Source organism: Litchfieldia alkalitelluris (assembly GCF_002153425.1).
GTDB lineage: Bacteria > Bacillota > Bacilli > Bacillales > Salisediminibacteriaceae > Evansella > Evansella alkalicola.
The window spans coordinates 725,374-750,626 of record NZ_KZ119600.1 but is presented as its reverse complement, the minus strand read 5'-3'; the positions used below and the strand labels follow the sequence as shown (position 1 = coordinate 750,626).

Below are 25,253 nucleotides of genomic sequence, written 5' to 3'. Positions count from 1 at the left end.
CTTGTGTAATATGGAGCTTCCTCATACAATGTATTATTAGAACAGGAAAATTTTTCAAAGGATTGATATAGATGAAGTTAAGCATATTAGACCAAGCCCCCATCTCCACGAATCAAACCTCAAAGGAAGGACTGCTTGAGGCTGTAGCCTTAGCGCAAGCTGGGGAAGCGTACGGGTATACAAGATATTGGATCGCAGAGCATCACGACCTGCCAGGTTTAGCATGCACTTCACCTGAAGTATTACTCAGCTACATAGGCGCACATACAAAATCTATCCGACTTGGATCAGGTGCTACCCTCCTGCCTCACTATAAACCATACAAGATTGCTGAATCGTTCCATACATTAGCAACCCTTTTTCCTGGACGCATGGATATTGGACTAGGACGAGCACCAGGGGGATCAGCCGAAGCGACAAATGCCTTGTCAGACAACTTTCTGCAAAAAGTGTATGATATGCCTAACTTAGTGGAAGAACTTCTTCACTTTATTCATAACGACTTTCCAGAAGGTCACACCTACCATAACTTAACAGCTAATCCGTTTCCAAACGAAGCACCAGTTCCTTGGATTCTAGGTACGAGTATGAAAAGTGCCCTCTTAGCTGCTAAATACGGATTGCCGTATGCATTCGGTCAGTTTATGAGTGAAAAAAATGGAATAGACATTGTGGAAAAATACATTGATGCCTTTCAGCCTGGTAAAGTAAATACGAAACCAGAAGTTATTGTAGCAGTATCCGTTGTCTGCGCAGAAACAACAGAGAAAGCGGAGGAAATCGCATTAAGTTGGTTAATATGGGGAATGCAGACAGAAGGTGGACAAGGGAGTCAAGGGGTCCCGTCTTTAGAGGAAGTAAAAAGTAAGAGTCTAACTGATAAGGAGAAGCTTTCTGTGAAAAATAGAAAAGCTAATATGATCATTGGCAACCCACAAGAAGTTGCTACGAACCTCAAAAAACTACAAAAAGAATATAACGCCGATGAAATGATGATCATAACAATCACTCATTCACCTGACGACCGCCTCCATTCCTACAAGCTTTTGGCTGATGAGTTGCTATAGTTAAGTGTAAAAGTTCCGATCCGAGTGGATTCTGTTAATCATAGTTGTCTTGGTTAGGAGCGCAGATTTGAGGGAAGTGCAATCCTATGCCGAATTTGATCGGAATGCGGACTAGGTTTGATGGAAATGTAAATCTCAGGCCGCATTTTCTCAGATTGCGGACTAGATTTGATGGAAATGCAATTCTTAGTCCGCATTTTCATAGAATGCGGACTAGGTTTGATGAAAGTGCAAATCCTTGGCCGCATTTTCCCGGAATGCGGACTAGATTTGATGGATATGTAAATCCTTGGCCGCATTTTCATAGAATGCGGACTAGATTTGATGGAAATACAAATCTCAGGCCGCATTTTCTCAGATTGCGGACTAACTTTGATGGAAATGCAAATCTTAGGCCGCATTTTCTCAGATTGCGGACTAACTTTGATGGAAATGCAAATCTTAGGCCGCATTTGCTCAGATTGCGGACTAACCTTGATGGAAATACAAATCTCAGGCCGCATTTTCTCAGATTGCGGACTAACTTTGATGGAAATCCAAATCTCAGTCCGCATTTTCTCAGATTGCGGACTAACTTTGATGGAAATCCAAATCTTAGGCCGCATTTGCTCAGATTGCGGACTAGATTTGATGGAAATACAAATCCTTGGCCGCATTTTCATAGAATGCGGACTAACTTTGATGGAAATGTAAATCTCAGGCCGCATTTTCTTAGATTGCGGACTAACTTTGATGGAAATACAAATCTCAGGCCGCATTTGCTCAGATTGCGGACTAACTTTGATGGAAATCCAAATCTTAGGCCGCATTTGCTCAGATTGCGGACTAACTTTGATGGAAATCCAAATCTTAGGCCGCATTTGCTCAGATTGCGGACTAACTTTGATGGAAATCCAAATCTTAGGCCGCATTTGCTCAGATTGCGGACTAACTTTGATGGAAATCCAAATCTTAGGCCGCATTTGCTCAGATTGCGGACTAACTTTGATGGAAATCCAAATCTCAGGCCGCATTTGCTCAGATTGCGGACTAACTTTGATGGAAATACAAATCTCAGTCCGCATTTTCTCAGATTGCGGACTAACTTTGATGGAAATGCAAATCTTAGGCCGCATTTTCACAGATTGCGGACTAGATTTGATGGAAATACAAATCCTTGGCCGCATTTTCATAGAATGCGGACTAACTTTGATGGAAATACAAATCCTTGGCCGCATTTTCATAGAATGCGGACTAACTTTGATGGAAATACAAATCTCAGGCCGCATTTTCTCAGATTGCGGACTAACTTTGATGGAAATGCAAATCTTAGGCCGCATTTTCTCAGATTGCGGACTAACTTTGATGGAAATGCAAATCTTAGGCCGCATTTGCTCAGATTGCGGACTAACTTTGATGGAAATCCAAATCTCAGGCCGCATTTGCTCAGATTGCGGACTAACTTTGATGGAAATACAAATCTCAGTCCGCATTTTCTCAGATTGCGGACTAACTTTGATGGAAATGCAAATCTTAGGCCGCATTTTCACAGATTGCGGACTAGATTTGATGGAAATACAAATCCTTGGCCGCATTTTCATAGAATGCGGACTAACTTTGATGGAAATACAAATCCTTGGCCGCATTTTCATAGAATGCGGACTAGAATAAATAACAAGCCTAAATCTAGTCCTTAAAACCACTGAATGCGAATAAATTTGAACAGGACCCAGAGTCAGTTCAGTCTCCATTCTGGGAAAATGAAGACTCAAATCGCTTTGCAACTCCTGTTCAGTCTCCATTCCTTGAAAATGAAGACTCAAATAGCCTCCCTACCCCAGTTCAGTCTCCATTCGAATTCGGAGCCAGTGCCATTGCCATTCATACTTCCCTTTTAAAAAAAAGTGCCCATAAAGTCAATAGGGGCTGACTTCATGGACACCTTCAACCTAACCTCGTTACTGCCATCTAGTTCTAGACTCTCTTAATTTCAGGATCAGTAAAGATATCAAACTCATCCCTACTCGTACTGGAAAACTCAGATACAATTGCACCTTCATCACTGGCTTTAAACCAATGCTTCGTATTCGGAGGTATCGTATACTGTTCCCCAGGTCTTAGTACAACTTCATGCTTTGCTGTATAATACACTTCTTTTCCCTTTGGTGGGTGGGTATTGGTATCCTTTGTTGCTTCCCCTTCCACATATAAATACACAGTTCCTTTCCTGCAACGGAAAGTTTCTTGTTTTCCTTCCTCACCATTGACAGGCGGGTGTAAGTGCTCAGGACATGTTTGGTTTGGAAAAAGGACGAGCTCCTTCGCACAATAGCGTTCTGTATTAATATACGTATATAGTTGCAGTCCTTCTACTTCCAGGTTCCCTAACCCCATGTCTGCAACTTCAATATTCTTTTTCTCTTCTTCTGTTAAAACAATATTGTTTTCCTCAAGCATGGTAATTGTTTTTTCGATAGCTGTTTGGTGGTCCATTGATAGCATTCTCCTTTCTGATGATGTGGTCTCTATGTTGAGCCCTAACCCCTACCTTATTTCCTAATAAACAGTATCCCTAACGTGCCAGGACCACAATGGCTCGAAATAGTACAGGAGGCAGTAGTTTCATGAATTTCAGAGAAGGCATAATGCTCCTTTACTAACTCCTTGGTTTTATCTACAAGCTCCTCGGAGCAACCTGTATGGGTGATAAAAATACGGTCTGGAATAATATCATTGCGTTCATTTAACCTGTCTGCAATATATTTTGGAATCGCCTTCTCAAAGCGACCACGATATTTTTTCCCAACCTCCATTGCACCATTCATTACTTCAATACTCGGTTTTATATTTAACAAATTGGCACTTAACGCCGCTACAGAGGAACATCTTCCCCCCATACGTAAATAATCCAACGTATCAATGACAAAGCTAGCTTCTACCCTATTAGCTAACTCTTCTAATCTTTCAACAATCTCTTTTGCAGGAATTCCCTCTTGGGCCATGATGGCTGCTTCAATCACAAGATGGCCAGTTCCAGAGCTTAAATTAGCTGAATTTACAACATAAACATTTTCAAAATCCTTTGCTGCTATCGTTGCATTTTGATAACAACTCGAGAACCCTTGCCCTAAGTTAATATGAATGATGGCATCATGTGAATTGGTGTATTTAGAAAACAATTCTATATAATCACCAATTGTAACGGCAGATGTTTTAGGGAGAGTTCCTGTTTTATCTGCGTACGAAAAAATATCCGATGGCTTGATCTCCACCATGTCTTTATATGACTCTTCACCTAAGTTTATATAGAGTGGAACGGTATCAATCTCGTATTTTCCAATTAACTCTTCTGATAAATCACATGTACTGTCACTAGTTATTTTTATTGTTCCCATGCCATTCACCTCATATATTAATTCATTATGAGGTGTATTCGACAATTGCATAGGAAACCCTTTAAGTTCATTATTTGTTCAAAGTTGATTCCCACTTCAGGATACTCCCTTGCCGCGTGCAATGCTTCACCCTCCTTTATCTGCTGGGGCTTCATATCATTGCTTTTTCCACGTACGTCAAGCACCTTCGTTTCAATCAAACTGTTCAAAAAGCAACTTCAATTTTTTCACAGAGCCGTCTATTAAAATCCATTTTCCTCTATCACTCGCTTATACCAATAGGCACTCTTCTTAGGAGTTCGCTTTAGTGTTTCATAGTCTACTCTAACGATACCAAAACGCTTAGAATAACCATATCTCCACTCAAAATTGTCCATGAACGACCATAGATAATAGCCTTTTAAATTCACACCTCTTACAATTGCTTCTTTACAGGCACTCAAATGCATTTGAACAAATTCCAATCGATCATCATCCTGGATGGAGCCATCCTCCTCCACTTGATCATCATAAGCGGCACCATTCTCAGTAATATATAATGGAATATCACCGTAATCCTTTTTTATTCGCAACAATGTATCCACCAGTCCCTGAGGCTCCACTTCCCACCCCATAAACGTTTGATCCTTGCCAGTTTTTACAGATTCTACTCCGAGAAAGCCAAGTTCGCCATCGGTGCCCTTCTTGTTTGTAGCAATAGAATAATAGTTTACTCCTAGGAAATCCATTGCCTGCGATATAGTACTCAAGTCGCCGTCCTTAATAAATTGAAATGACTCAAACTTCGAATACAAATCCACCATATCTGCAGGATACTTCCCCTTCATCACCGGATCCATAAACCACCGATTTTGGAAGCCATCCTTTATTTTTGCCGCTTGAAAACATTCCTCTGTATCTTCCAACGGGTAGGTTGGCTCAATATTAAGTGTAATACCAATTTCCCCATTATTAGGGCCTAACTCTCTAAATGCCTTTACTGCCTTGCCATGGGATAACATCAAGTGATGAGCAGCCATTAAGTGGGATCGGAAGTCCAAATAGCCTGGTGCACTATTCCCTAATGAGTAACCTTTATAAGAAACAACCCACGGTTCATTATGCGTCCCCCATTTTTTTACCACGTCCCCTAGCTCTTGATACAAACAGCTGGCGTACTCTGTAAAGTAGTCTGTCATATCCCTATTGGTCCAGCCACCTTTGTCCTGCAGGGCTTGTGGTAAGTCCCAATGATACAGCGTAAGTAGAGGCTCAATATCGTTTTCCAACAGCTTATTGACCATTCGTTTGTAAAAATCGAGTCCTTTTTCATTCACACTCCCAGTACCCTCTGGAAAAATGCGAGACCACGCCACTGAAAAACGGTAGGATTGAATATTCAGCGATTTCATTAAGTCAATGTCATCTTCAAATAAATGATAATGATTGCATGCCACGTCACCATTCTCTTTATTTCTCACCTTGCCTGGAACTCTACAAAAGCGATCCCAAATCGTTTCACCGCGACCATCCTCCCTTACTGCACCTTCAACCTGATATGATGAAGTGGCCGTTCCCCATACAAAATCTTTCGGAAATTGAATCATTCTTAGTTTCCTCCCTTTCCATTGCTTAACTTCCGTTGCAACTCCGAAATCACATCAAACTCACCTTTCAATTTTTCATAGAGATTAGCATAAACAGCGAAAATCTCCCCATACACTTCATGATTCACAGTTTTAGGTTGATGTGTGTGACGAATGTCCACCCATTTTTTCACATCAGTCAAATCACGTATGAAGCCTTGGCTATATAAAGCGATTGCTGCAGCACCTAAGGAGGAAGCTTCATGGCTAACGGGAACATGGACTTTTTTCCCGAAAACATCAGAAAGTATCTGCCTCCAAAGGGCCGATCTCGCAAAGCCGCCAGAAACGATGATATCCTTGATGGGCTGTGTGTTCTCTTCTAATAATTTCCCTATCGAGTAGATGCTGTAAATGATCCCTTCCAATGCAGCACGAATAAAATGCTCCCGCTTATGCTGATGAGTGATTCCGATAAATGATCCCTTAGCATTTGCATTCCAGTAAGGAGCTCGTTCCCCATAAAGGAAAGGTAGAAATACTAATCCGCGGGATCCAGGTGGAACTGTTTCTGCTGCTTCAATAAGCGCGTCAACATTGCCTGATGAATCACCATAATGATGGTTTATCCATTGCAAAACGTTTCCTCCATTATTGGTCGCCCCACCAATTAGCCACGTTTCGTCTGTCACGGCATAACAAAAGGTCCTTCCTGCCTTATCAACCTTTGGCGAATCTGAAAGGGTTCTTATGGCACCACTTGTTCCAATTGTTACTACGGCACTCCCTTTACCCAGAGCCCCAACACCAATGTTTGCCGCCGCTCCATCTGAAAGTCCGATGACGAACGGCGTTCCAGGCTGAATTCCCATTTCCACTGCATAGGACAGTTTCATTTTTTTCAAAACATAAGTCGGTGGAACAATCGTGGATAGTTGCTCTTCCCGAATGCCAATAGATTGCAGAATGTCCTTATCCCATTCTTTTTTATTGATATTAAACATTCCAGTTGCTGAGGCAGTGCCGTAATCAATGACGTATTGATTAAATAATTGGTGCAATATATATTCTTTTATGGAAATAAACTTAGCTGCTCTCTGAAAAACTTCATGATTATTTTTTTTCAACCAAAGTAGCTTCGAAAATGGGGTCATGGGATGGATAGGTGTGCCAGTCCGCTGATAAAGTTGCTCACCATCTAAATGATTTTTTATAAAATTCGCCTCATTTTCACTTCTAGTATCTGCCCACAACAAACAGTTGGTAAGGGGACTACCATCATAATCTACTGCAATAAGAGAATGCATATGGGCACTTAATCCAACTGCGATTAAGTGAGTTGGTGTTGTTGAACGAGCTGCGTGGGACTGAAGAACATGGTTTATACACTCAATAACAGCACCTAAAATGACATTTGGCTCCTGCTCTGCCCAGCCTAATTTGGGGTGTAGTGTAGGATATGGTACAGATTTCACACCGAGTAATTTTAGATTTGGAAGTTCATAAATTACGGCTTTCGTACTTGTCGTCCCAATGTCGAGTCCAATGACAACTTCCTTTTCTCTCATCTACCTCACCTTTTTCACTATCGATTCGTGTTTCAGACGGGTGACCCCCTCCTAAATCGGAGAGGGTCCGTCCATTTAAAGTTGGTTGCTTCCAGTTTTTTTAATTAGGAATCTATTGATGTTTTCCTAGCTTTCACGTAAACAACAATACCAGCAACCAATAACAATAATCCTAGTAACAAATAGTTGAACATGTTTGTTGCCGTATCAGGTAGCTTTTCACCATCAGCTGTCTTACCATCATTTGATGTTCCGCCTGGCGAACTTCCTGAAGTTCCTTCTCCAGTTCCAGGCTCTCCACCAGATTCATCATCACCATCTGAGTGATCCCCATTCGGCGGGTCTTCATCAAGGTCTTCAAGCTCTTTAAGTCGTGATTCTAATGAAGCGATTTGGTCTAATAGCTCTTGAACAAGTTGCTGCAGTTCCTCTAGTTCCTTGCTTACCGCTTCATCTTGGAGTGCAGATAACTGTGCTTCAAGATCGGCTATTTTGGCTTCTAACTCTTGGATTGCTTCTTTACCAGAGGCTTCAATTGCTTCTAGCTCAAGTACTAAATCTAGCACCTGCTTTTCTAATACTTCTACTTTTTTCTCTAAAGACATATCAAATCCGATGTTATCCACGAAAACGCGTCCAGCAAAATCACTTTCTACATCTGCAAAAATAAGTAGCATGTTACGTAATTCCGTATCATCTTGCAGATTTTCGATATTAGTCATATCGATTTCTACTTCAAAATGATACAAGCCGTCCTCTGTGATTGTTGCTTCACTCAAGTTTTCTAAATCAATGATAAATACATCATCAGATTGGGCCCAGTAGCCTGAGCTCGGTGGTTGGAATGTAAGATTGATTTCAATTTCCCCTTCTGTTGCTCGCCCTTCTACTGGATCTAGGTAGAAATCAAAGGCAACAAACTCATTATCTCCTCGAACTAAGTTTTCGTACCAAAAATCTAGACGCGGGGCAGATGCCCAACCATCACCTGGCTTCACTTCGGGATAAGCGTATTCCCAAGAAAGTGCATTGGAACCATTGGCTTCTTTTATTGTGAGCTCCGTCCTTACACCTGAATCCGAACTCCACTGCCAACCTTGTCGTGTACCGTCTTCAAAGTCAGAAGGCAAAGTCGCCTCCCCAATTGGATCATGTTCCACAGGGTCTGGAATAAATTCACGGTTACCAGAAACTGCAATATTATCAAGGTAGATCACATCAGCATTGTCTGTTCCAATAAATAAGATAATATTATTCATTACACTTCCTTCTGGGTCAGTTGCTAAGTTATCAAGATTAGGAGAGTCATCTCTTGTAATAGTTATAGTTGCTTTATATAATCCATCCTCGGATTCCTCGAAATCACTCTCTTCAACGATAGAATTATTAGCTGGATTTGCCCAACCGTATTGGCTACTCTGTGGAATAGCGGCCATTGCGACAGTCGTTGGGTTCTCTACAAGTACGTCAATTTTTAACTGCTCAGCTCCTATCAAATCGACTGAACTTCCCCAAGAATCAGCAGAAATCCGAAGATTACCCCAATATGCCTCCCCTTCGGCACCTAAATCATTACTTGCATCAAGACCAGTAATTTTTAGTGTATTATTGGCATTCTCTAGCGTCGCCTCAACAGGACTGTCACTATTCACACCAAACCCTTGCGTGGTGCCATCATTAAAATCCCAAATGACTTCCGTAAAGTCCTCCCTAGGAGTCCGATCAATTGGCTCATACTCAATCCCTTTAATTCGCGCCCTTACATATTCCCCTGATACACTTAATTCTTCGATCTCCCAAACTTGATCATCACCAGGATCCAAATCAGTCGCATTAGTTTCATTTAAGACAAACGGTATAAAGGAACCTGAAGTTTCATTTTTATTCGTTAATGACCAGTTCGCCCAACTAATATTGTTTTCGTTTAGGAAGTTGAGCCAAATATCCGCTTCATTTAAGAATGGTCCATTATCACCAGAGGCCTCACTTACTCCCCACTCTGTTGCAAAAACAGCAACGCCATTTTCTAAAGCATATCTCGCGTTAGCCATGACATTTGAACGATCTTCACTCGGAGTTCCATCTGGATAACTGTCATCTGTACCGTGATGTGTTCCTGTATAGAAATGGACAGAATACATGATATTTTCTGCCTCAATCGGATTATCCGCCGCTAAATCTGGGCGTTGACTCCAGTTCGGACTCCCTACTAAAATGATGTTATCTCCTTTTTCACGGAGCATCTCCACAATTGGATCTGCGTATTCCTTCACAGCTTCCCAACCTTCTTCATCGTTTGGTATACCGGGACCTCCATTACTATTTGAGCTCGGCTCATTCGCAAGCTCCCAAATGATATAATGGGACTTCGGATGATCCTTATAGTCGTCTGCAAGTTCCTCAAAGAATTCATAAGCCCCAGAATAAACATCAGCACGCGGGTCGCCAGGGGCATGAACGTGCCAATCCACGATGACATACATATCGTGCTTAAAGGCTAATTCAATTCCTTCGACTACTAAATCCTTCATCTCTGGATTCGTTGCATACCCAGTTTCCCCAACGTACATAGCGAGTCTAATCATATTGGAATCCCAATCATTTGCTAGTGCGGAGAAAGCGTTATCATTTACAATCTCACCAAACCACTGTAGGCCGTGAGTGCTCATTCCCCTCAGTTGAATTGGCGTTCCAGACTCATCAACTAAAGTTTTTACGCCATCAACTTCCTTCACTTCAAGTGCACCAGCAGTAGACGGTCTTCTGTCACTCACACCACTATCTAGTAAACTTGGGTAAGCATCATAGTTTGACTCGTGTGGCCGTTCTTCTATAGGAAGTGGCGCAACGATTGGATCCTCTTCTTCATCTGAAGATTCTTCAGCCCCAATAGCTGGCACAAACAGAGCCCCTATTAATAATACAGTCATAAATATTGAAAAATACCGGACATACTTTTTTTTAATTTTGAACAACGTGATTCCCTCCTAAAACAAATTTATTATTTGATCTTCTAGGTGTGGTTCACAGTTGATTAATTTTTGGTTTGTTCGGCTTACGTTCGCGAAAACGCTTTCGTAAACTTTCGAAAAAAACATATTTCTAGCAATACTATGTGCCTATTTCTTCTTTCCTGGTTAAAGCGGTTATCTCCTCCTAAACATTAGCGCAATATGGTTTTCAAACGACCACAACGCTAACTCATTAAATTCCCAATTCATTAAACTTAAGTATATAAAACTACGAAAGCGCTTACGTACAATTATAAATGAACACAAAAAAATTAACAATAGTTTCCTATATAAATATCAAGCTCAATCTATTTTAGTAGTTTATACTCGTTCATTTAATTGAGCAGCTTATCATATCTTTTTTTGGCAAATTCTCTTGATTAGCCTTGGCTTATCGACTGTTTGATGTGGAAATATCTCAAATCTGTCGGTATGAGCTCCTCTTATCGACTGTTTTCATTTTCAAATCTTCAAATCTGTCGGTATGAGCCCTTCTTATCGACTGTTTTCATTTTCAAATCTTCAAATCTGTCGGTATGAATCCCTCTTATCGACAGATTTCATTCTCAAAACTACAAATCTGTCGGTATGAGCCCTTCTTATCGACTGTTTTCCTTTTCTAATCTTCAAATCTGTCGGTATGAACCCCTCTTATCGACAGTTTTCCGTTTTCAAACATCAAATCTGTCGGTATGAGCTCCTCTTATCGACTGTTTTCCTTTTCTAATCTTCAAATCTGTCGGTATGAACCCCTCTTATCGACTGTTTTCATTTTCAAATCTTCAAATCTGTCGGTATGACCTTGCTTTATACCTTATCGCCCTATTCCCGTGCCAAAATTCAAAAACTGTTCCTTAGTATGCAACACTTAAACACATAAATTTTTCGCGTGCGTGCGCTTATCAACTTAAACTCAGACCAAGAAGTTTGCTCAACACCAAAAAACAACACCAAAACAAATAAACACCTCGCTATATCAAACAAGCGAGATGTTTTATCAGTCCAGTATAGAAACACTATTTACATCGAATCGAACCACAATCTAAATTAGTTCTTTACAGGAGTTAATTTTTTACATGAATCCCGTTCCACAAGGGATACTGGGACCTTAACGGATACATGCTGCTGTGGCTCATCCTCATTGTTCATTTGTTCTAGTAAAATGGTTGCAGCAGTTCTGCCAATTAAAGCCGTATCCTGTTTTATAGACGTCAAAGCTGGTGTCGTATATTGAATCATCTGGAGATCGTCAAAGCCGATTAGGGAAATATCATTTGGAACATCTAATCCGCGCTCCCTAATGGCCATTAGGGCACCAAGAGCCATTAAGTCACCAGCAGCAAAAACTGCAGTTGGGGGCTCTGATAAGTCCAGAAGCCTTTCCATCGCTTCTTTGCCACCTTCAATAGTGAAGACGCCACCACTAACAATATATCCATCTTGAATGTGTAGATCATTTTTTTTCATCGCCTGCATGAAGCCTTCCAGCCGGTGAGCTCCTGCTAACAATCTTTCTTCAGCACTGATATGCGCGATTTTCTTATGACCTAATGATGCTAAATAATTGACTGCGAGCTCACTCCCATAATGGTTATCACTGCTGACAACGCTAGCTTTTCTGCTTTCAATATCAATTAAAACCGTTGGTATTTCAGACTCTATTAACATATCCATATAGGGATCGTCTTTTGAAATACAAACGATAATGACGCCATCTACACCACGATAACGGAAATGATCTAAATAGGTTTGTGATTTATTACCGATTTTGTCAGAAACAAACAGAAGATCATAGCCGGCAGCCTCTACTTTTTTCATAAACGATTCAATAACACCACTGAAAAACGGGTGTTCTAATCCTAGCTTCTCCACATTCACTACCCCAATTGTCCAAGACTTCTTTGTAGATAAAGTTCTTGCACTTGAGCTAGGGTAATATCCCATTTCTTTAACAGCATCATTTATAATTTTTCTAGTTTTATCCCCTACATCAGTGTAATTATTTAGTACCTTTGATACAGTGGATATGGAAAACCCAGTCTTTTTAGCAATATCATATATTGTTGTCATTCGTCATTCCCCTTATTAATGAAACGTCGCATAGATTTCAAAAACTGAACCTAAATAATCCCCCTATAAACTCAACTCAAACATCGTAATTATGCAGCATTAAACCTTTGAAAAAAAGTGTAATTCATTCCCATCAGTATATAAGCAAAAACACTGACTCCAATCACAATAAATAATTTCGGAAGGAAAATAGCTATTAATAAATAAGCCATAATCCAAATCACTTGCATCAATGTTTTAAAAGGATTATAAAACACCAATCCTACTGCTACTTTAATATATTGTAACCCTTTAAACTCGTAATGCGCCATCACAGAAAATAAATTAACAAAGGTCATTAAAACCACGATTGCAACAGCGCTCAACACAATATAAATGTACAATTGAACTCCATCACTATAATAGTAAGAAACAAAAGAAAAGTTAACATAGATGACATAAAATATAACTAAAAAAGGGAGACCGACTATATTTGAACGAATGAATTCTAATTTGAAGTATTTTAGGTAGCTAGAAAAAAGCGGTATATCCTTTTCCCCTTTTAGCCAATCCCTAATAATAGAGAAAAGGGCCACAGTTGCTGGCATAAAACCAAATATACCAAGCCCCAGTATAAAGAATAATAACCACAAAAAATTAAGAGCAACAAACTTATAGATAACTTCTGCGATCTCCATTATTTTGCCCATTTCAGCCACCTCAAAATGTAATTTCATTTTACCGTATTAGAACAACAAAATAAATTAATTTGATAAAAAGACTATTGTTTCATAATAAGTAGAGGTCCTTGATCTCAAAGCAACCAACATTAACTTTTTACAGCACCCGCTGATAAACTATCAATGAATAGGCGATTAAACATTAGGAAAACGATTATTAATGGGACTGTCGCCCAAAATGTACCTGACATAATCATCCCATAATCAATTTGCCGGGCATCATTTAGTGAACGCAATGCGACTTGTAAAGTGTGCATCGCTGGGTCTCTTAACACTACTAACGGCCATAAAAAGTCGTTCCACACTTGCATAAATACAATGATACCTAAAGTGGCAAAGGCAGGTAATATCATTGGAACAACTATATTCCAGTACGTCCTAAAATGGGAACAGCCATCAATTCTGGCAGACTCTATCAATTCAAAAGGTACACCTTCTTTAATATATTGTCTCATCCAAAAGATCCCAAAGGCATTGATTAAACCAGGAACGATAATGGCTCGGTAGTCATTTAACCACCCTAACGTTGTGATAATGTAATACTGTGGTATTAATCCAAGCTGAGGTGGAACCATCATTGTAACTAAAATCGCTATGAAAAAAATGTTCTTCCCTTTAAAATTTAATTTCGCGAATGTATAGCCTGCCAAGGAACACAAGAACAAGGTTCCGAATGTTACGGCTGATGACACAACCAAGGAATTCCACATGGCACCAAAGAAATCAATCGAATCTAGTACTTTTTGAAAGTTAGCAACAAGATCAGTCCCAGGTGTAAATGGTGGTGGCACTTGATTGATTTCTCTGTTTATTCGTGTTGCAAAGACAAACATATAATAAAAAGGAAAGAGAGATAACAATGATCCAAGAACTAAAAAGACATATACAAATAGTTTACGAAGTGAAAATTTGGACCCGACTTCTTTTTGCGCAGCCATCCTGAACCTCCTCCTAACTTAATTTCTTAGTACGGCCAATACGATTGGTAATCAGTAAATTTAACGCCGTTATGAAAATAATGATCAAAAATAATACAATAGCAGCTGCTGATGCTGTACCAAATGAGTTGAGAACAAAGGCATCTCTCCATAAATAGGCTACCATTGTAATACCTTCTTCACGTAACCCTCTTCCTAAGAAAATTAATGGCTCAGTGAATAACTGAAAACTTCCAATTGTTGCAGTAAAAACAACAAATAATATAAACGGCTTCAACATAGGGACTGTAATTAACCTGATTTGCTGTGATACAGAAGCACCATCAATTTTAGCAGCCTCATACAATTCCCTAGGAATACTCTGCATGCCAGCTAGGAAAATGATTGTGTTATACCCTACCCATCGCCAGAATACCATTGTTGAAATGGCGATCTTAACAGGCCAATATTCCGTATTCCATCTTACAGAATCAATGTTAAAAAGAGATAAAATATAGTTTCCAAAACCAAAATCCTGATTATTAAATACAACACCAAAAATAATCGCTACAGCTACAATTGATGTAATATATGGCAAAAAAATAAGTGTTCTGAATGTATTCCTAAATCGGACCAACGCAGAGTTTAAAGCAAACGCTAATAAAATACCTATGAAAATTTGAGGAAGTGTACCCATGATCCCGATAAGAAAGGTATTTTTTATTGATGAGAAAAACAGAGGATCGGAGAAAATAAATTCAAAGTTCCTCCAGCCTACATACTCCATTGGGGTTAAGCCATCCCACCGAAAGAAAGATAAGTAAAAACTAAAGACCATAGGGAACAAGCCAAATATTGTGAATAAAATAAAGAACGGTGAAATAAAGGTATAGGAAGCTAAAGCTGTCTTTTTCTTCTCTGTCCACCGTCCACCTTTAACCGTTGGTGTTTTTGTATCCCCTTTTACCACGGGTTCCATTGTTTTCCCCCCTTCAAAGAACTATCTTTAATCTAGCAAAAAGGTATTAAATATTATAAGTGAGAATCCCTTCAACTTATATTTTTTAATATTAGTTGTTATAACGAATCAGCCAAGATAATTCTAAGCACATTCGTGATGCTCTCTTCGTTTTTGTGGAAAGAATGGCAGGGGTGAGACCTCGCAGATGAATGCGGCATGACGCCGACATTACGCCGTTGCCCACAGGACGTGGGCAAGTTTTTAGGCGTAATTTGGAGGAGGCTCACCAGCCACCCACGGAAAACGAAGGATTATCTATCAACGATTCTCTGGATCCTATCAAAAGCACCTTCCCATGCTTCCTCTGGATCTGTACCGGCTGCTACATCTTCAAACGCTTCTTTGATTTCATCATCTACAGGCTGGAAGTATCTTCCTTTATAAACAGGGACAACCGCTTCCGCTGCTTCTGAGAAAATGACTGCTGTTGGAATACCACCGAAGTAGTCATCTTCATATTCAATAAATTCTGGCATGTCATATACAGCTGGAGCTGATGGGAATAAACCGTATCCTAAGAACGCTTTCAATTGCTGTTCAGGAGCTGTTAACCATTCAATGAATGCATAAGCCTCTTCTGCATGCTCTGTTTCAGATGGGATTGTTAAGAATGAACCACCCCAGTTACCAGCACCTTCAGGCATTGTGGTAATGGACCAAACACCTTCTTCTGGCTCATTATCCTTTATTACCCCTTGCATCCAAGCTGGAGCTAACATTGTTGCGTATGAGCCATCACCCATACCAGCAAACCATTCACCAGACCAGAGTCCATAATCACCAATTAGACCCGCTTCTAATAGATCTACAGTATAATCGTAAGCTTCTTTCAGTCCGCTATTACCTTCAAGAACCAACTCACCATCTGTATTAAAATACTGCTCAGTTAATTGGTCACGCTTCGCGTTATAGATAAGATCAAAGTTATCTGCAATTTGCTTACCAGTTTTGTCATGCAATTCTTGAGCAAATGCAGCAAAATCATCCCAAGTAGACATTAATTCACTAACCGCCTCAGGAGAAGAGTCATATCCTGCCTCTTCAATAACATCTGTGCGATAAAACATTACTGTAGGTCCAATATCAGTCGGTAAGCCTAGCACAGTAGATTGGTCAGCACTTTGTGCAGTTCTCCATACCCAATCTAAAAAGTTCCCTTCCACATCTCCAGCACCGAAATCTAATAAGTTATGAAAAGAGTCACCAGCAGCTCGGAATCTTTCTATTGCCCCTACTTCTACCATCGCAATGTCAGGTGCCCCTGATCCAGCGGAGATAGACGTGAATAAATTATCGTGATTATCGTCCATATCGCTGTTTTGAAGATTGATAGATATATGTGGGTTATCAGCGATATATTCTTCAATCAGAACATCATAACCAGTGTTTCCGAATTCCCAGAAAACAAGTTCAATTTCACCATCACCGAAGCTTTCAGTACTCACTTCTTCTCCGTCGTCTGCGTCTCCGTCCTGATCTCCTCCGCCAGTTGTTTCTGCATCATCATCTCCATTACAGGCAACAACTAATAGAATCCCTAAAATCATTACAGCAAAAAGCTTTAAAAACTTTGACATTACTTTTTCCCCCTTGCAATTTTTTAATTTTACAAAAACAGTGCAACAGATACCGTCAGGCTAGTGAATTCACCCCCTTATCAAGCTTAGAATTGAAAATGAACCATCGAAAAATTACACAAATCATCCAACAACATAAAGCGCTTTCGAAAACTACATAAATATATTAAATTAAAATGAATGGGTGACTTTATACTTCAAAAAAATTGTTATCAATTATTTGTTTGTACCAATAGAAGCTATCTTTTCTCACACGCTCTAAGGTTCGATAATTAACATAGACAATTCCAAATCGCATTGTATATCCTTCGGCCCACTCAAAGTTATCCAACAAGGACCAAGTAAGATAGCCTTTAATATTGACCCCCGCACTCATGGCACGGTTTAATGCTGTAAGGTGTTGTTTCAAGTAATTGACGCGCCCAGCGTCCTTCACTCGACCATTAGATTCAGGTTCTTCGTTATAACAAGAACCATTCTCTGTTATATAAATCGGAATATTACCGTAGCTATCCTTAATGTATTTAAGAACATGGTAGAAACCTTCAGGATAGATGTTCCAACCAATATCTGTTTTTTGATACCCTTGATCTACTCGTTCATGCTGAAAAAGTCCACCGTCTTTATTGAACCGAGAAACACTTCCTGTATAATAATTGATTCCTAAAAAGTCAATTTTTTCAGAGATCGTCTCCATATCTCCCTCTAAAATAGGGACAGTAACTCCCTCAGTCTCCTCAAACCACTTCACTAACTTTTCTGGATAAGCACTTTTGAAAACTGGATCCATGAACCATTCTATAAACCATCCGTTTGCACGGTAGCATGCCTCTATATCCTCTTGCTTGTCACTGTATGGCTCGTTCCACTCAACGTTTGGGGCGTAACCAATCTGGCCATCCTCAACACCTATTTCACGATACTTTTTAACAGCTTTCCCATGTGCTACTAATAGATGGTGGGCTACATTTGTAGCTAATTGTAAATCCTGCAATCCCGGTGCATGATTCCCTATGTAATTGGATAAGAATGACGCACACCACGGTTCATTTATTGTAATCCAACACTTTATTTTTTCATTAAACTCATTAAACATAAGCTCTGCATATTCAACAAAGGCATCAATTGTTTCTCGATTATTCCACCCACCTATGTCCTGCAATGCTTGCGGTAAGTCCCAATGATATAAGGTGCACATTGGCTCAATATTATTTTCTAACAATTTATCAATAAACCGATGGTAAAAATCCAATCCCTCTTGGTTCACTTCCCCTGTTCCGTTTGGCAAAACTCTCGGCCAGGCTACAGAGAAGCGATACGTTGTAATTCCTAGTTCTTTCATTAACGAAATATCTTCTTCATAACGGTGATAACTGTCACATGCTATATCCCCATTATCACCATTCATTACCTTACCTGGAGTCTTAGAGAAGGTATCCCAGATGGACGGCCCTCGCCCTCCTTCATTTGCAGCCCCTTCTATCTGATAGGAGGCTGTTGCTGTACCCCATTTCATATCTTTCGGAAATTGTATAATCGCCATTTATGAAACCCCTTTCATAAAATCATATTTTGATACTAAAGTTTCTAATCACCTCCTAAAAGCGTGCTATGTGAGTTTTTACAAAAGCGCTTTCGGAAAAATGATATAAAAATATAATATATTTAATTTATATTATAATATCTTACCTATAAAAAAACTGAGTTCACTATAAATAACAACACTACTTCAAAATAAGTCATAAAACAGTTTTCCATTTTTAACTAAGAAACCGCTTTCGTAATCATTATAATCCCAGGTATTTTAAATTGCAATACTAATTTTACAAAATTTAAACTTCTTTGTAACATGAATTACAAACACCGTCATTCCGCTGCTCCTACTGTATGATAGAATGGTAGTAAGTCAGTTTTTCACATCAAAGGAGGCTGTGTTTATGGAGTTACTACAAGTTAAAGGTGGCAAAATCATTAATCAATCTCAACAAAACATTCAACTAAGGGGAACTGGTATTGGCGGCTGGATGAATATGGAGGACTTCATTACTGGCCATTGTGGAAGTGAACATACATTAAGGGAATTATTTAATGAAACACTCGGGAAAAACAAAGCGACATTTTTCTTCGATCGTTTTCTCAACCATTTTTTCAACGAAGACGACATTATTTTTATCAAAAATACTGGCATGAACTCTATCCGAATCCCGCTGAACTATCGTCATTTCGAAAATGATGAAAACCCTTACAATTATATTGAAGAGGGATTTCAAAGACTTGATACTATTATTAATCTATGCGAAAAACATGGACTATACGTCATCTTAGATATGCATGCCGCTCAAGGGTTTCAAAATGCCCATTGGCACTCTGATAATGATGTGAATCACAGCCTCTTTTGGGATAACGCGGACTATCAAAATCGTTTTATTGCATTATGGGAAGAATTCGCAAGACGATACAAGGGCAGAGGCGTGATTGCTGGCTATAATATCATGAATGAGCCTTGCGTTAACACGCCACATGGTGATTTGCCACACAGCTTTTTTCAAAACTATCAACCTGATTGGGAAAAAATGAATAGTGTTTATCGACAAACAGTGGAAGCTATCCGAAAGATTGATCCAGACCACATTATCTTTTTGGAAGGGGATAAATACTCCGTCCTTTTTAGTGGGCTTGAAGCACCTTTTGCAGAAGATCTTGTATATAGCAGTCATAATTATACCGCTGCAGGCTTTGGTCCAGGGGCATACCCTGGAGAAATCACTGCTACGAAATTTAATGAAAATACTACTTCCTTCTGGAATAAAGAAAAGCAAACTGAAGTTTTTACACAACATGAAGGGACCGTATATACGAAACAGCATCAAGTTCCCCTCTGGGTTGGAGAGTTTGGTTCCGTTTATAATGGCCTCGCCTCGGAAGTACAAGACAGACTGCGAGCAATGGATGACCAAATTGCAGTGTTTGAGGAGCATGGCGCCCATTGGTCTACCTGGACTTATAAAGATGTGGGGGTGATGGGGTTAGTCACCCTAGATGAAAGGTCAGACTATATGCAGTTAATCGAAGGATTTATCCATAAGAAGCAGCAATTAGGAACGGACGATTGGATGTCGTGGTTACCAGAGCCCCCTATCAAAAAGCAACTGAAGGAAATGAGTCAGTTGATGGCAAACGTGATTGACGATAAGGAGTTCCACGCAGGTGCTAATTTAAATTGCCTTTCACGGGCGACTTTAACGAATTATGTTGCCGCAGTGTTGCAACCTCAGTTTGTAAAACTGTTTAAAGGGATGTCTGAGGAAAAACTTGATGATGTATTGCAATCATTTTCTTTGAAGCATTGTAAAGTAAACGATGGCCTGGCTAAAATAATCGAAAAACACTCTAATTAGATTTTATTTGTCAGCCTAAGTGAAATCATATAATTATTTGGAAAATTTAGTTCGATTAGATAGATTTGAACACAATACTAATTTATGAGTATACCGGGCAAAAACCGCCCGGTATTTTTTTTGATGTTAGTGCTCGAAGGTGCTGCGGTGCGCGGACTTCGGGCACTATTCCTGCTTGTTAGTGCCCGGAGGTGCTTCAGGGCGCAGGCTTCGGGAACTATCACAGCTTCATAGTGCCCGGAGCATTTGCGAGTCACGGGCTTCGGGCACTTTCACAGCTTCATAGTGCCCGGAGCATTTACGAGTCACGGGCTTCGGGCACTATCTCGGCTTCTTAGTGCCCGGAGCTTCTACGAGTCACGGGCTTCGGGCACTATCTCGGCTTCATACTGCCCGGAGATTCTGCGAGCCTCGGGCTTCGGGCACTATCTCGGCTTCTTAGTGCCCGGAGCATATCCGCGCCACGCGCTTCGGGCACTATCTCGGCTTCTTAGTGCCCGGAGCATATCCGCGCCACGCACTTCGGGTACTATCTCGGCTTCTTAGTGCCCGGAGCTTCTACGAGCCACTTGCTTCGGGCACTTTCACGGCTTCATAGTGCCCGGAGCTTCTACGAGCCACGGGCTTCGGGCACTATCTCGGCTTCTTAGGGCCCGGAGCAGATCCGCGCCACGCGCTTCGGGCACTATCTCGGCTTCTTAGTGCCCGGAGCATATCCGCGCCACGCACTTCGGGTACTATCTCGGCTTCTTAGTGCCCGGAGCTTCTACGAGCCACTTGCTTCGGGCACTTTCACGGCTTCATAGTGCCCGGAGATTCTGCGAGCCTCGGGCTTCGGGCACTATCTCGGCTTCATACTGCCCGGAGCATATCCGCGCCACTTGCTTCGGGCACTTTCACGGCTTCATAGTGCCCGGAGCTTCTACGAGCCACGGGCTTCGGGCACTATCTCGGCTTCATACTGCCCGGAGCTTCTTCGAGTCACGGGCTTCGGGCACTATCTCGGCTTCATAGTGCCGGGAACTGCTGAGAGCCACGGGCTTCGGGCACTATCCCTCCCTGAAAGTTCCCCATACAATAAATAAAAGTGCTCCCCATCACTTTTATGACAGGGAGCACTTTGTTTTATATTTCAGGCGAATTTTGAGGTTGAATTCCAAGCTACAAAGTGCAGAGCACCAGAGCCTCGAGGTCCATAAGTGCGAATTGCAAGGTGCACTGGCCCAGACACGTAAACTGCAGTTGCTTAGCTCTAGAGGCCCACAACTCCAAATTCCAAAATTTAACACTTCCACTATTCCACAGGGCCAGAGGTGTAAACTGCCGGAACCAGAGGTCCACAACTCCACATTTCCAAAATTCTCAACTCCATAACTCCACAGATCCAGAGACCCACAATTCCTCAATTCCACATGCCCAGAACCCAAATCCCGTTGCCAACTTAAACACACAATTGTTTTACAAAACACTAAAGCACTGGTCTATACAAGCTCTTGCTCCAGTTGCTTCAAGCGTCGAAAATAACCATGTTGTTTTTTCATTAACTCTTTATAAGTCCCTTGCTCCAAAATACGCCCCTTATCAATCACAATGATTTTGTCCATCAGATGTAGGTCACGAAGGCGATGGGTGATGTAGATGACAGACTTCCCCCTAACATGTGGCCAAAGTACAGAGAAAATTTCCTGTTCAGTAATAGAATCAATTCCCGTTGTCAGCTCATCTAGCAGGACAATTGGGGCATCCTTTAACAGCATTCGAGCAATGGCAAGTCGCTGCCTTTCTCCACCTGATATCTCCATTCCATTTACCATCGTTTCCAGCGGGAGTTTCTGAAGGGATACTGCTTCTAGTACCCGCTTCAACTCCGCCTCTGTCCCATTAGGTTTTGCTAAGAGTAAATTTTTTTTAACTGTGTCTTGAAAAAAATAATTTTCTTGCATCACAACGCTAAATAATTCCCTAGTCGATTCTTCGTTCATAAGCTTAATATCGTGATTTCCAATATTAATTTCTCCAGAATACCCATAGTAAAACTGAAGTAATAACTGGAGGACCGTTGTTTTACCAGAACCGCTAGGGCCTACGATGGCAACCTTCTCACCTGGATTTACTCGGAATGATATACCCTTCAAAGACGACCTTTCATTCCCTGGATACGCAAATGAAACATTCTGGAAAGTGATGGATTGGGGGAATCTACTACTTGCAACCCCAATCTCTCCCTTTTCCACAATAGGCTTCAAATCTTGATCAGAAACAGAAAAGACTCTCCTCTCTGCTTCATGACTTTCTTCGATATGCCCCGGCAATTCTACCATCGGAGTAGCCGTTTCGAACACCGTTAAGCTCACTAACACTAAGAGCGCCAGCATGACACCATTTACTTCGCCTGCATTCACTAACATAACACCAAGAAATAACACACCCAAAGCAACCATAAAGGAGATCCCCTTCGCAATAGTCTCTCCCTTCAATTGAACAATGTGTTCCCGTTCTTGCGCGTTAATTAGCTCCGCGGATTCATATTCCGTTGCTTCATTTTTTTTCGATAGCTGTAAATTCGTTTTTAAATCAGTGAATCCGTAGAAGAGTTCACTTACTTCATTTGATAATGCACCATTTTTCTCCCTAAGGACAGGCTTCATTCGTTTTTGCACCATAGAAAGAATCATTGGAACTGCTATGGCCACGAAAAAGAAACCAAGCCATAGAACAACCGTTAACAACAAGGAAAATCGGATCAAAAATATTCCTGTGAGCAAAAAGACAATGACCATCACTACTGGCGGATAGACAACTTTTAGGAAAAAAAATTGTAGTCGGTCTACATCAGAAACCATCCGTGCCAGTAAATCACCACTTCGATATTTAGAAAATATTTGTGGAGTAACTGGTTCGAGTAGGTCGTATACATACGCTCGCAGCCTGCCAAGAATTCGGAAAGTAGCCTTATGCGACATATATCGTTCCCCATACCTGCTTCCTGCTCGAAGAAGTCCAAAAAATCGTACTGCAATAATAGTTAGGGTCAATGTATATAAAGGGGGCTCTAGTGCAGCTTGGGAAATAAGATATCCCCCTGCACCTAAAAGTCCAATGGAACTAATTGCTGCAAGAAACCCAAAGAGTATTGCCAAACAGATATATTTTTTCTCTTTGGTCATGAGCCTTAGTAATCTATAAAACTTCATGACTCACTCCCCCTTGATAAGCAGACATCATTTTTTGATACGCAGGCGATGCAGTCATCAATTCTTCATGACTCCCAGCTCCCTTAATCCTTCCATTTTCAAGAAGATAGACAACATCCGCTTTTAAGATCGTCTGCAATCTATGGGCTACCATTAGAACCATTCCGTCTTCACTAAAGGTTTCAATGGACTTCGTTAAGATAGCCTCTGTTTCTAGATCCAATCCTGCCGTTGGTTCATCTAAAACAACAATGGGAGCACGTTTCAGAAATGCCCGTGCTAATGCGATCCGTTGTTTTTCCCCACCAGACAGACCCCTTCCCCCTTCACCAACGATAGTTTCATAGCCGTTAGAAAATTCACTTACGAAAAGGTCCACCCCTGCAAATTCACACGCCCTCTGAACTTCCTTCTCACTTGCCTCAGGCTTACTTAATGCAACATTATCAAAGATGGAGCCACTAAATATATAGGGAAACTGGTCGACATAAGCCACTTGTGATAACCACTCTTCTTCTGAAAAAAATGGTAATGGAGTTCCGTTCACCAATATCTCTCCCTCAGATGGGGAAAGGAGTCCGAGTACCACCTTCAACAACGTCGTTTTCCCAGCACCACTAGGACCAATTATTGCCACACGCTGCCCTCTAGTCATTTGTAACGAAATGTCAGATAAAATCTCCGCAGTTTCGGACAAACCGTTACCATTACCCTCATCAACTCTTCCCTGTTGCTCCAATTGATAAGATACATTTTTCAGCGTTAACTCTTTAACTCTGGAAAGGCTATTAAGTTCTTTTTCCCCCCACTGAACAGGCCTGTCCTCCTCATCAAGTACTTCCCATACTTTTTTTGCAGCAGCAATACTATTTCTACCTGTATGAAAACTAGCACCTAGGTTTTTTAAAGGTTGATAGAGTTCAGGTGCCAACAGTAACACAAAGAATGCCGTATGGAACGTTAGCTGGCCGTATACTAAACGCAGCCCCACTTCCACCGCAATCATAGCGGTACTGATGGTTGCCAACACCTCGAGCATCAACGCAGATAAAAAAGCTATTTTGAGCACTGACATGGTGGCTTCCGTGAATTGATCACTTCGCAGTTTCACCTGCTCCCCGTGAGTTTTACTCCTGCCAAATAACTTTAAAGTAACAATCCCCTTTAAAGTTTCTAGGAAATGTCCAGAAAACCTCAGCATGCTCTCTAATTGTTCTTGCGTTTTCTTCTCCGCCATACTCCCGATTAGCATCATAAAAACGGGTATGAGGGGAGCTGTAATGAGCATGATTAATCCAGAATAGACATTATTCAAAAACACTACGACTAGTATCATCACTGGAATGATGGAAGATTGTATCAGCTGAGGAAGATAACTTCGATAGTAATCGTCCAGTTGCTCGACACCACTTGTGTATAATGACACTTGCTCCCCTGTTTTATAACGGTTCGCATGCAACACACTGGAGCCAATATATTTTTCCATCAAACTCTTCCTAAATATCCCCTTCATCTTGCTAGCAAATCTTAGATTCCCCTTGGCTACTGCATAATCCAAGATGCTTCTTAGTAGAAAGAGAGTGAATAAGAGGGCAAAGAGGGGGAGTAAAGAACTCAACCCCTCTTTTTGTAAAAAAGCAAGCTGTACAATCGTGGCAATGACATATGCCTGTCCGATAATGATTGCACCACTAAGAATGCTTAATAAAATATTGCCGCTCATTAACCGCTTATTTTTTATCGCCCAGTCATTTAACCTTCTATCAATCATC

Annotated in this window: 16 protein-coding genes; 2 read left to right on the top strand and 14 right to left on the bottom strand. The window is 40.8% G+C overall.

Annotated elements, in window-relative coordinates:
- The first annotated feature begins 71 nt into the window (after positions 1–71).
- Positions 72–1,067, top strand: a complete 996-nt coding sequence (locus BW724_RS03525) for an LLM class flavin-dependent oxidoreductase (protein WP_088073703.1) — start codon at positions 72–74, stop codon at positions 1,065–1,067.
- 53 nt (positions 1,068–1,120) lie between these two features.
- Here the strand turns inward: BW724_RS03525 and BW724_RS03520 are convergent, their stop codons facing one another.
- From BW724_RS03520 to BW724_RS03465, 12 genes are all read right to left on the bottom strand, one after another.
- Positions 1,121–2,869, bottom strand: a complete 1,749-nt coding sequence (locus tag BW724_RS03520) for a hypothetical protein (RefSeq protein WP_088073702.1) — start codon at positions 2,867–2,869, stop codon at positions 1,121–1,123.
- A gap of 151 nt (positions 2,870–3,020) precedes the next feature.
- Entirely contained in the window at positions 3,021–3,539 is a 519-nt protein-coding gene (locus BW724_RS03515) for a D-lyxose/D-mannose family sugar isomerase (protein ID WP_205160357.1), read from the bottom strand.
- A gap of 56 nt (positions 3,540–3,595) precedes the next feature.
- Positions 3,596–4,441 carry a DegV family protein gene (locus BW724_RS03510; protein ID WP_088073700.1) on the bottom strand — a complete coding sequence of 282 codons (846 nt, stop codon included), beginning with the start codon at positions 4,439–4,441 and terminating at the stop codon, positions 3,596–3,598.
- Between the two features lie 242 nt (positions 4,442–4,683).
- Positions 4,684–6,027 carry a GH1 family beta-glucosidase gene (locus BW724_RS03505; RefSeq protein ID WP_088073699.1) on the bottom strand — a complete coding sequence of 448 codons (1,344 nt, stop codon included), beginning with the start codon at positions 6,025–6,027 and terminating at the stop codon, positions 4,684–4,686.
- A 2-nt stretch (positions 6,028–6,029) separates the two neighbouring features.
- The gene (locus tag BW724_RS03500) at positions 6,030–7,574 is read right to left on the bottom strand and encodes a gluconokinase (RefSeq protein ID WP_088073698.1); all 1,545 of its coding nucleotides are present in this window, start codon (positions 7,572–7,574) and stop codon (positions 6,030–6,032) included.
- Between the two features lie 104 nt (positions 7,575–7,678).
- A complete protein-coding gene (locus BW724_RS03495) occupies positions 7,679–10,549 on the bottom strand; it encodes a carbohydrate-binding domain-containing protein (protein ID WP_235848882.1) in 2,871 nt (956 codons plus the stop codon).
- Between the two features lie 1,083 nt (positions 10,550–11,632).
- On the bottom strand, positions 11,633–12,655 hold the full coding sequence (locus BW724_RS03490; RefSeq protein ID WP_088073697.1) for a LacI family DNA-binding transcriptional regulator: 1,023 nt from the start codon (positions 12,653–12,655) through the stop codon (positions 11,633–11,635).
- A gap of 89 nt (positions 12,656–12,744) precedes the next feature.
- A complete protein-coding gene (locus BW724_RS03485; protein ID WP_088073696.1) occupies positions 12,745–13,344 on the bottom strand; it encodes a YesL family protein in 600 nt (199 codons plus the stop codon).
- A 119-nt stretch (positions 13,345–13,463) separates the two neighbouring features.
- Positions 13,464–14,312, bottom strand: a complete 849-nt coding sequence (locus tag BW724_RS03480) for a carbohydrate ABC transporter permease (RefSeq protein ID WP_088073695.1) — start codon at positions 14,310–14,312, stop codon at positions 13,464–13,466.
- Between the two features lie 13 nt (positions 14,313–14,325).
- Positions 14,326–15,270, bottom strand: coding sequence for a carbohydrate ABC transporter permease (locus tag BW724_RS03475; RefSeq protein ID WP_088073694.1), 945 nt, complete (start codon positions 15,268–15,270; stop codon positions 14,326–14,328).
- A gap of 293 nt (positions 15,271–15,563) precedes the next feature.
- A complete protein-coding gene (locus tag BW724_RS03470; protein ID WP_088073693.1) occupies positions 15,564–16,889 on the bottom strand; it encodes an extracellular solute-binding protein in 1,326 nt (441 codons plus the stop codon).
- Between the two features lie 190 nt (positions 16,890–17,079).
- Entirely contained in the window at positions 17,080–18,432 is a 1,353-nt protein-coding gene (locus tag BW724_RS03465; protein ID WP_088073692.1) for a GH1 family beta-glucosidase, read from the bottom strand.
- 394 nt (positions 18,433–18,826) lie between these two features.
- On the opposite strand from BW724_RS03465, the gene BW724_RS03460 reads away from it, so the two are divergent.
- On the top strand, positions 18,827–20,287 hold the full coding sequence (locus tag BW724_RS03460) for a glycoside hydrolase family 5 protein (RefSeq protein ID WP_088073691.1): 1,461 nt from the start codon (positions 18,827–18,829) through the stop codon (positions 20,285–20,287).
- 1,481 nt (positions 20,288–21,768) lie between these two features.
- Here BW724_RS03460 and cydC read toward each other — a convergent pair.
- Both cydC and cydD read right to left on the bottom strand, forming a co-directional pair.
- Positions 21,769–23,481, bottom strand: coding sequence for a thiol reductant ABC exporter subunit CydC (cydC, locus tag BW724_RS03455; RefSeq protein WP_088073690.1), 1,713 nt, complete (start codon positions 23,479–23,481; stop codon positions 21,769–21,771).
- Positions 23,468–25,252: a thiol reductant ABC exporter subunit CydD gene (gene cydD / locus BW724_RS03450; protein WP_088073689.1), complete on the bottom strand. Its 1,785-nt coding sequence runs from the start codon at positions 25,250–25,252 to the stop codon at positions 23,468–23,470. The genes cydC and cydD overlap by 14 nt, the downstream gene beginning before the upstream one ends.
- Position 25,253: the final 1 nt, after the last annotated feature.

Coding starts and splice junctions, on each gene's coding strand:
- BW724_RS03525 (WP_088073703.1), top strand. CDS start 72: ATGAAGTTAAGCATATTAGACCAAGCCCCCATCTCCACGAATCAAACC.
- BW724_RS03515 (WP_205160357.1), bottom strand. CDS start 3,539: ATGGACCACCAAACAGCTATCGAAAAAACAATTACCATGCTTGAGGAA.
- BW724_RS03510 (WP_088073700.1), bottom strand. CDS start 4,441: ATGGGAACAATAAAAATAACTAGTGACAGTACATGTGATTTATCAGAA.
- BW724_RS03505 (WP_088073699.1), bottom strand. CDS start 6,027: ATGATTCAATTTCCGAAAGATTTTGTATGGGGAACGGCCACTTCATCA.
- BW724_RS03500 (WP_088073698.1), bottom strand. CDS start 7,574: ATGAGAGAAAAGGAAGTTGTCATTGGACTCGACATTGGGACGACAAGT.
- BW724_RS03490 (WP_088073697.1), bottom strand. CDS start 12,655: ATGACAACAATATATGATATTGCTAAAAAGACTGGGTTTTCCATATCC.
- BW724_RS03485 (WP_088073696.1), bottom strand. CDS start 13,344: ATGGGCAAAATAATGGAGATCGCAGAAGTTATCTATAAGTTTGTTGCT.
- BW724_RS03480 (WP_088073695.1), bottom strand. CDS start 14,312: ATGGCTGCGCAAAAAGAAGTCGGGTCCAAATTTTCACTTCGTAAACTA.
- BW724_RS03475 (WP_088073694.1), bottom strand. CDS start 15,270: ATGGAACCCGTGGTAAAAGGGGATACAAAAACACCAACGGTTAAAGGT.
- BW724_RS03470 (WP_088073693.1), bottom strand. CDS start 16,889: ATGTCAAAGTTTTTAAAGCTTTTTGCTGTAATGATTTTAGGGATTCTA.
- BW724_RS03465 (WP_088073692.1), bottom strand. CDS start 18,432: ATGGCGATTATACAATTTCCGAAAGATATGAAATGGGGTACAGCAACA.
- BW724_RS03460 (WP_088073691.1), top strand. CDS start 18,827: ATGGAGTTACTACAAGTTAAAGGTGGCAAAATCATTAATCAATCTCAA.
- cydC (WP_088073690.1), bottom strand. CDS start 23,481: ATGAAGTTTTATAGATTACTAAGGCTCATGACCAAAGAGAAAAAATAT.
- cydD (WP_088073689.1), bottom strand. CDS start 25,252: ATGATTGATAGAAGGTTAAATGACTGGGCGATAAAAAATAAGCGGTTA.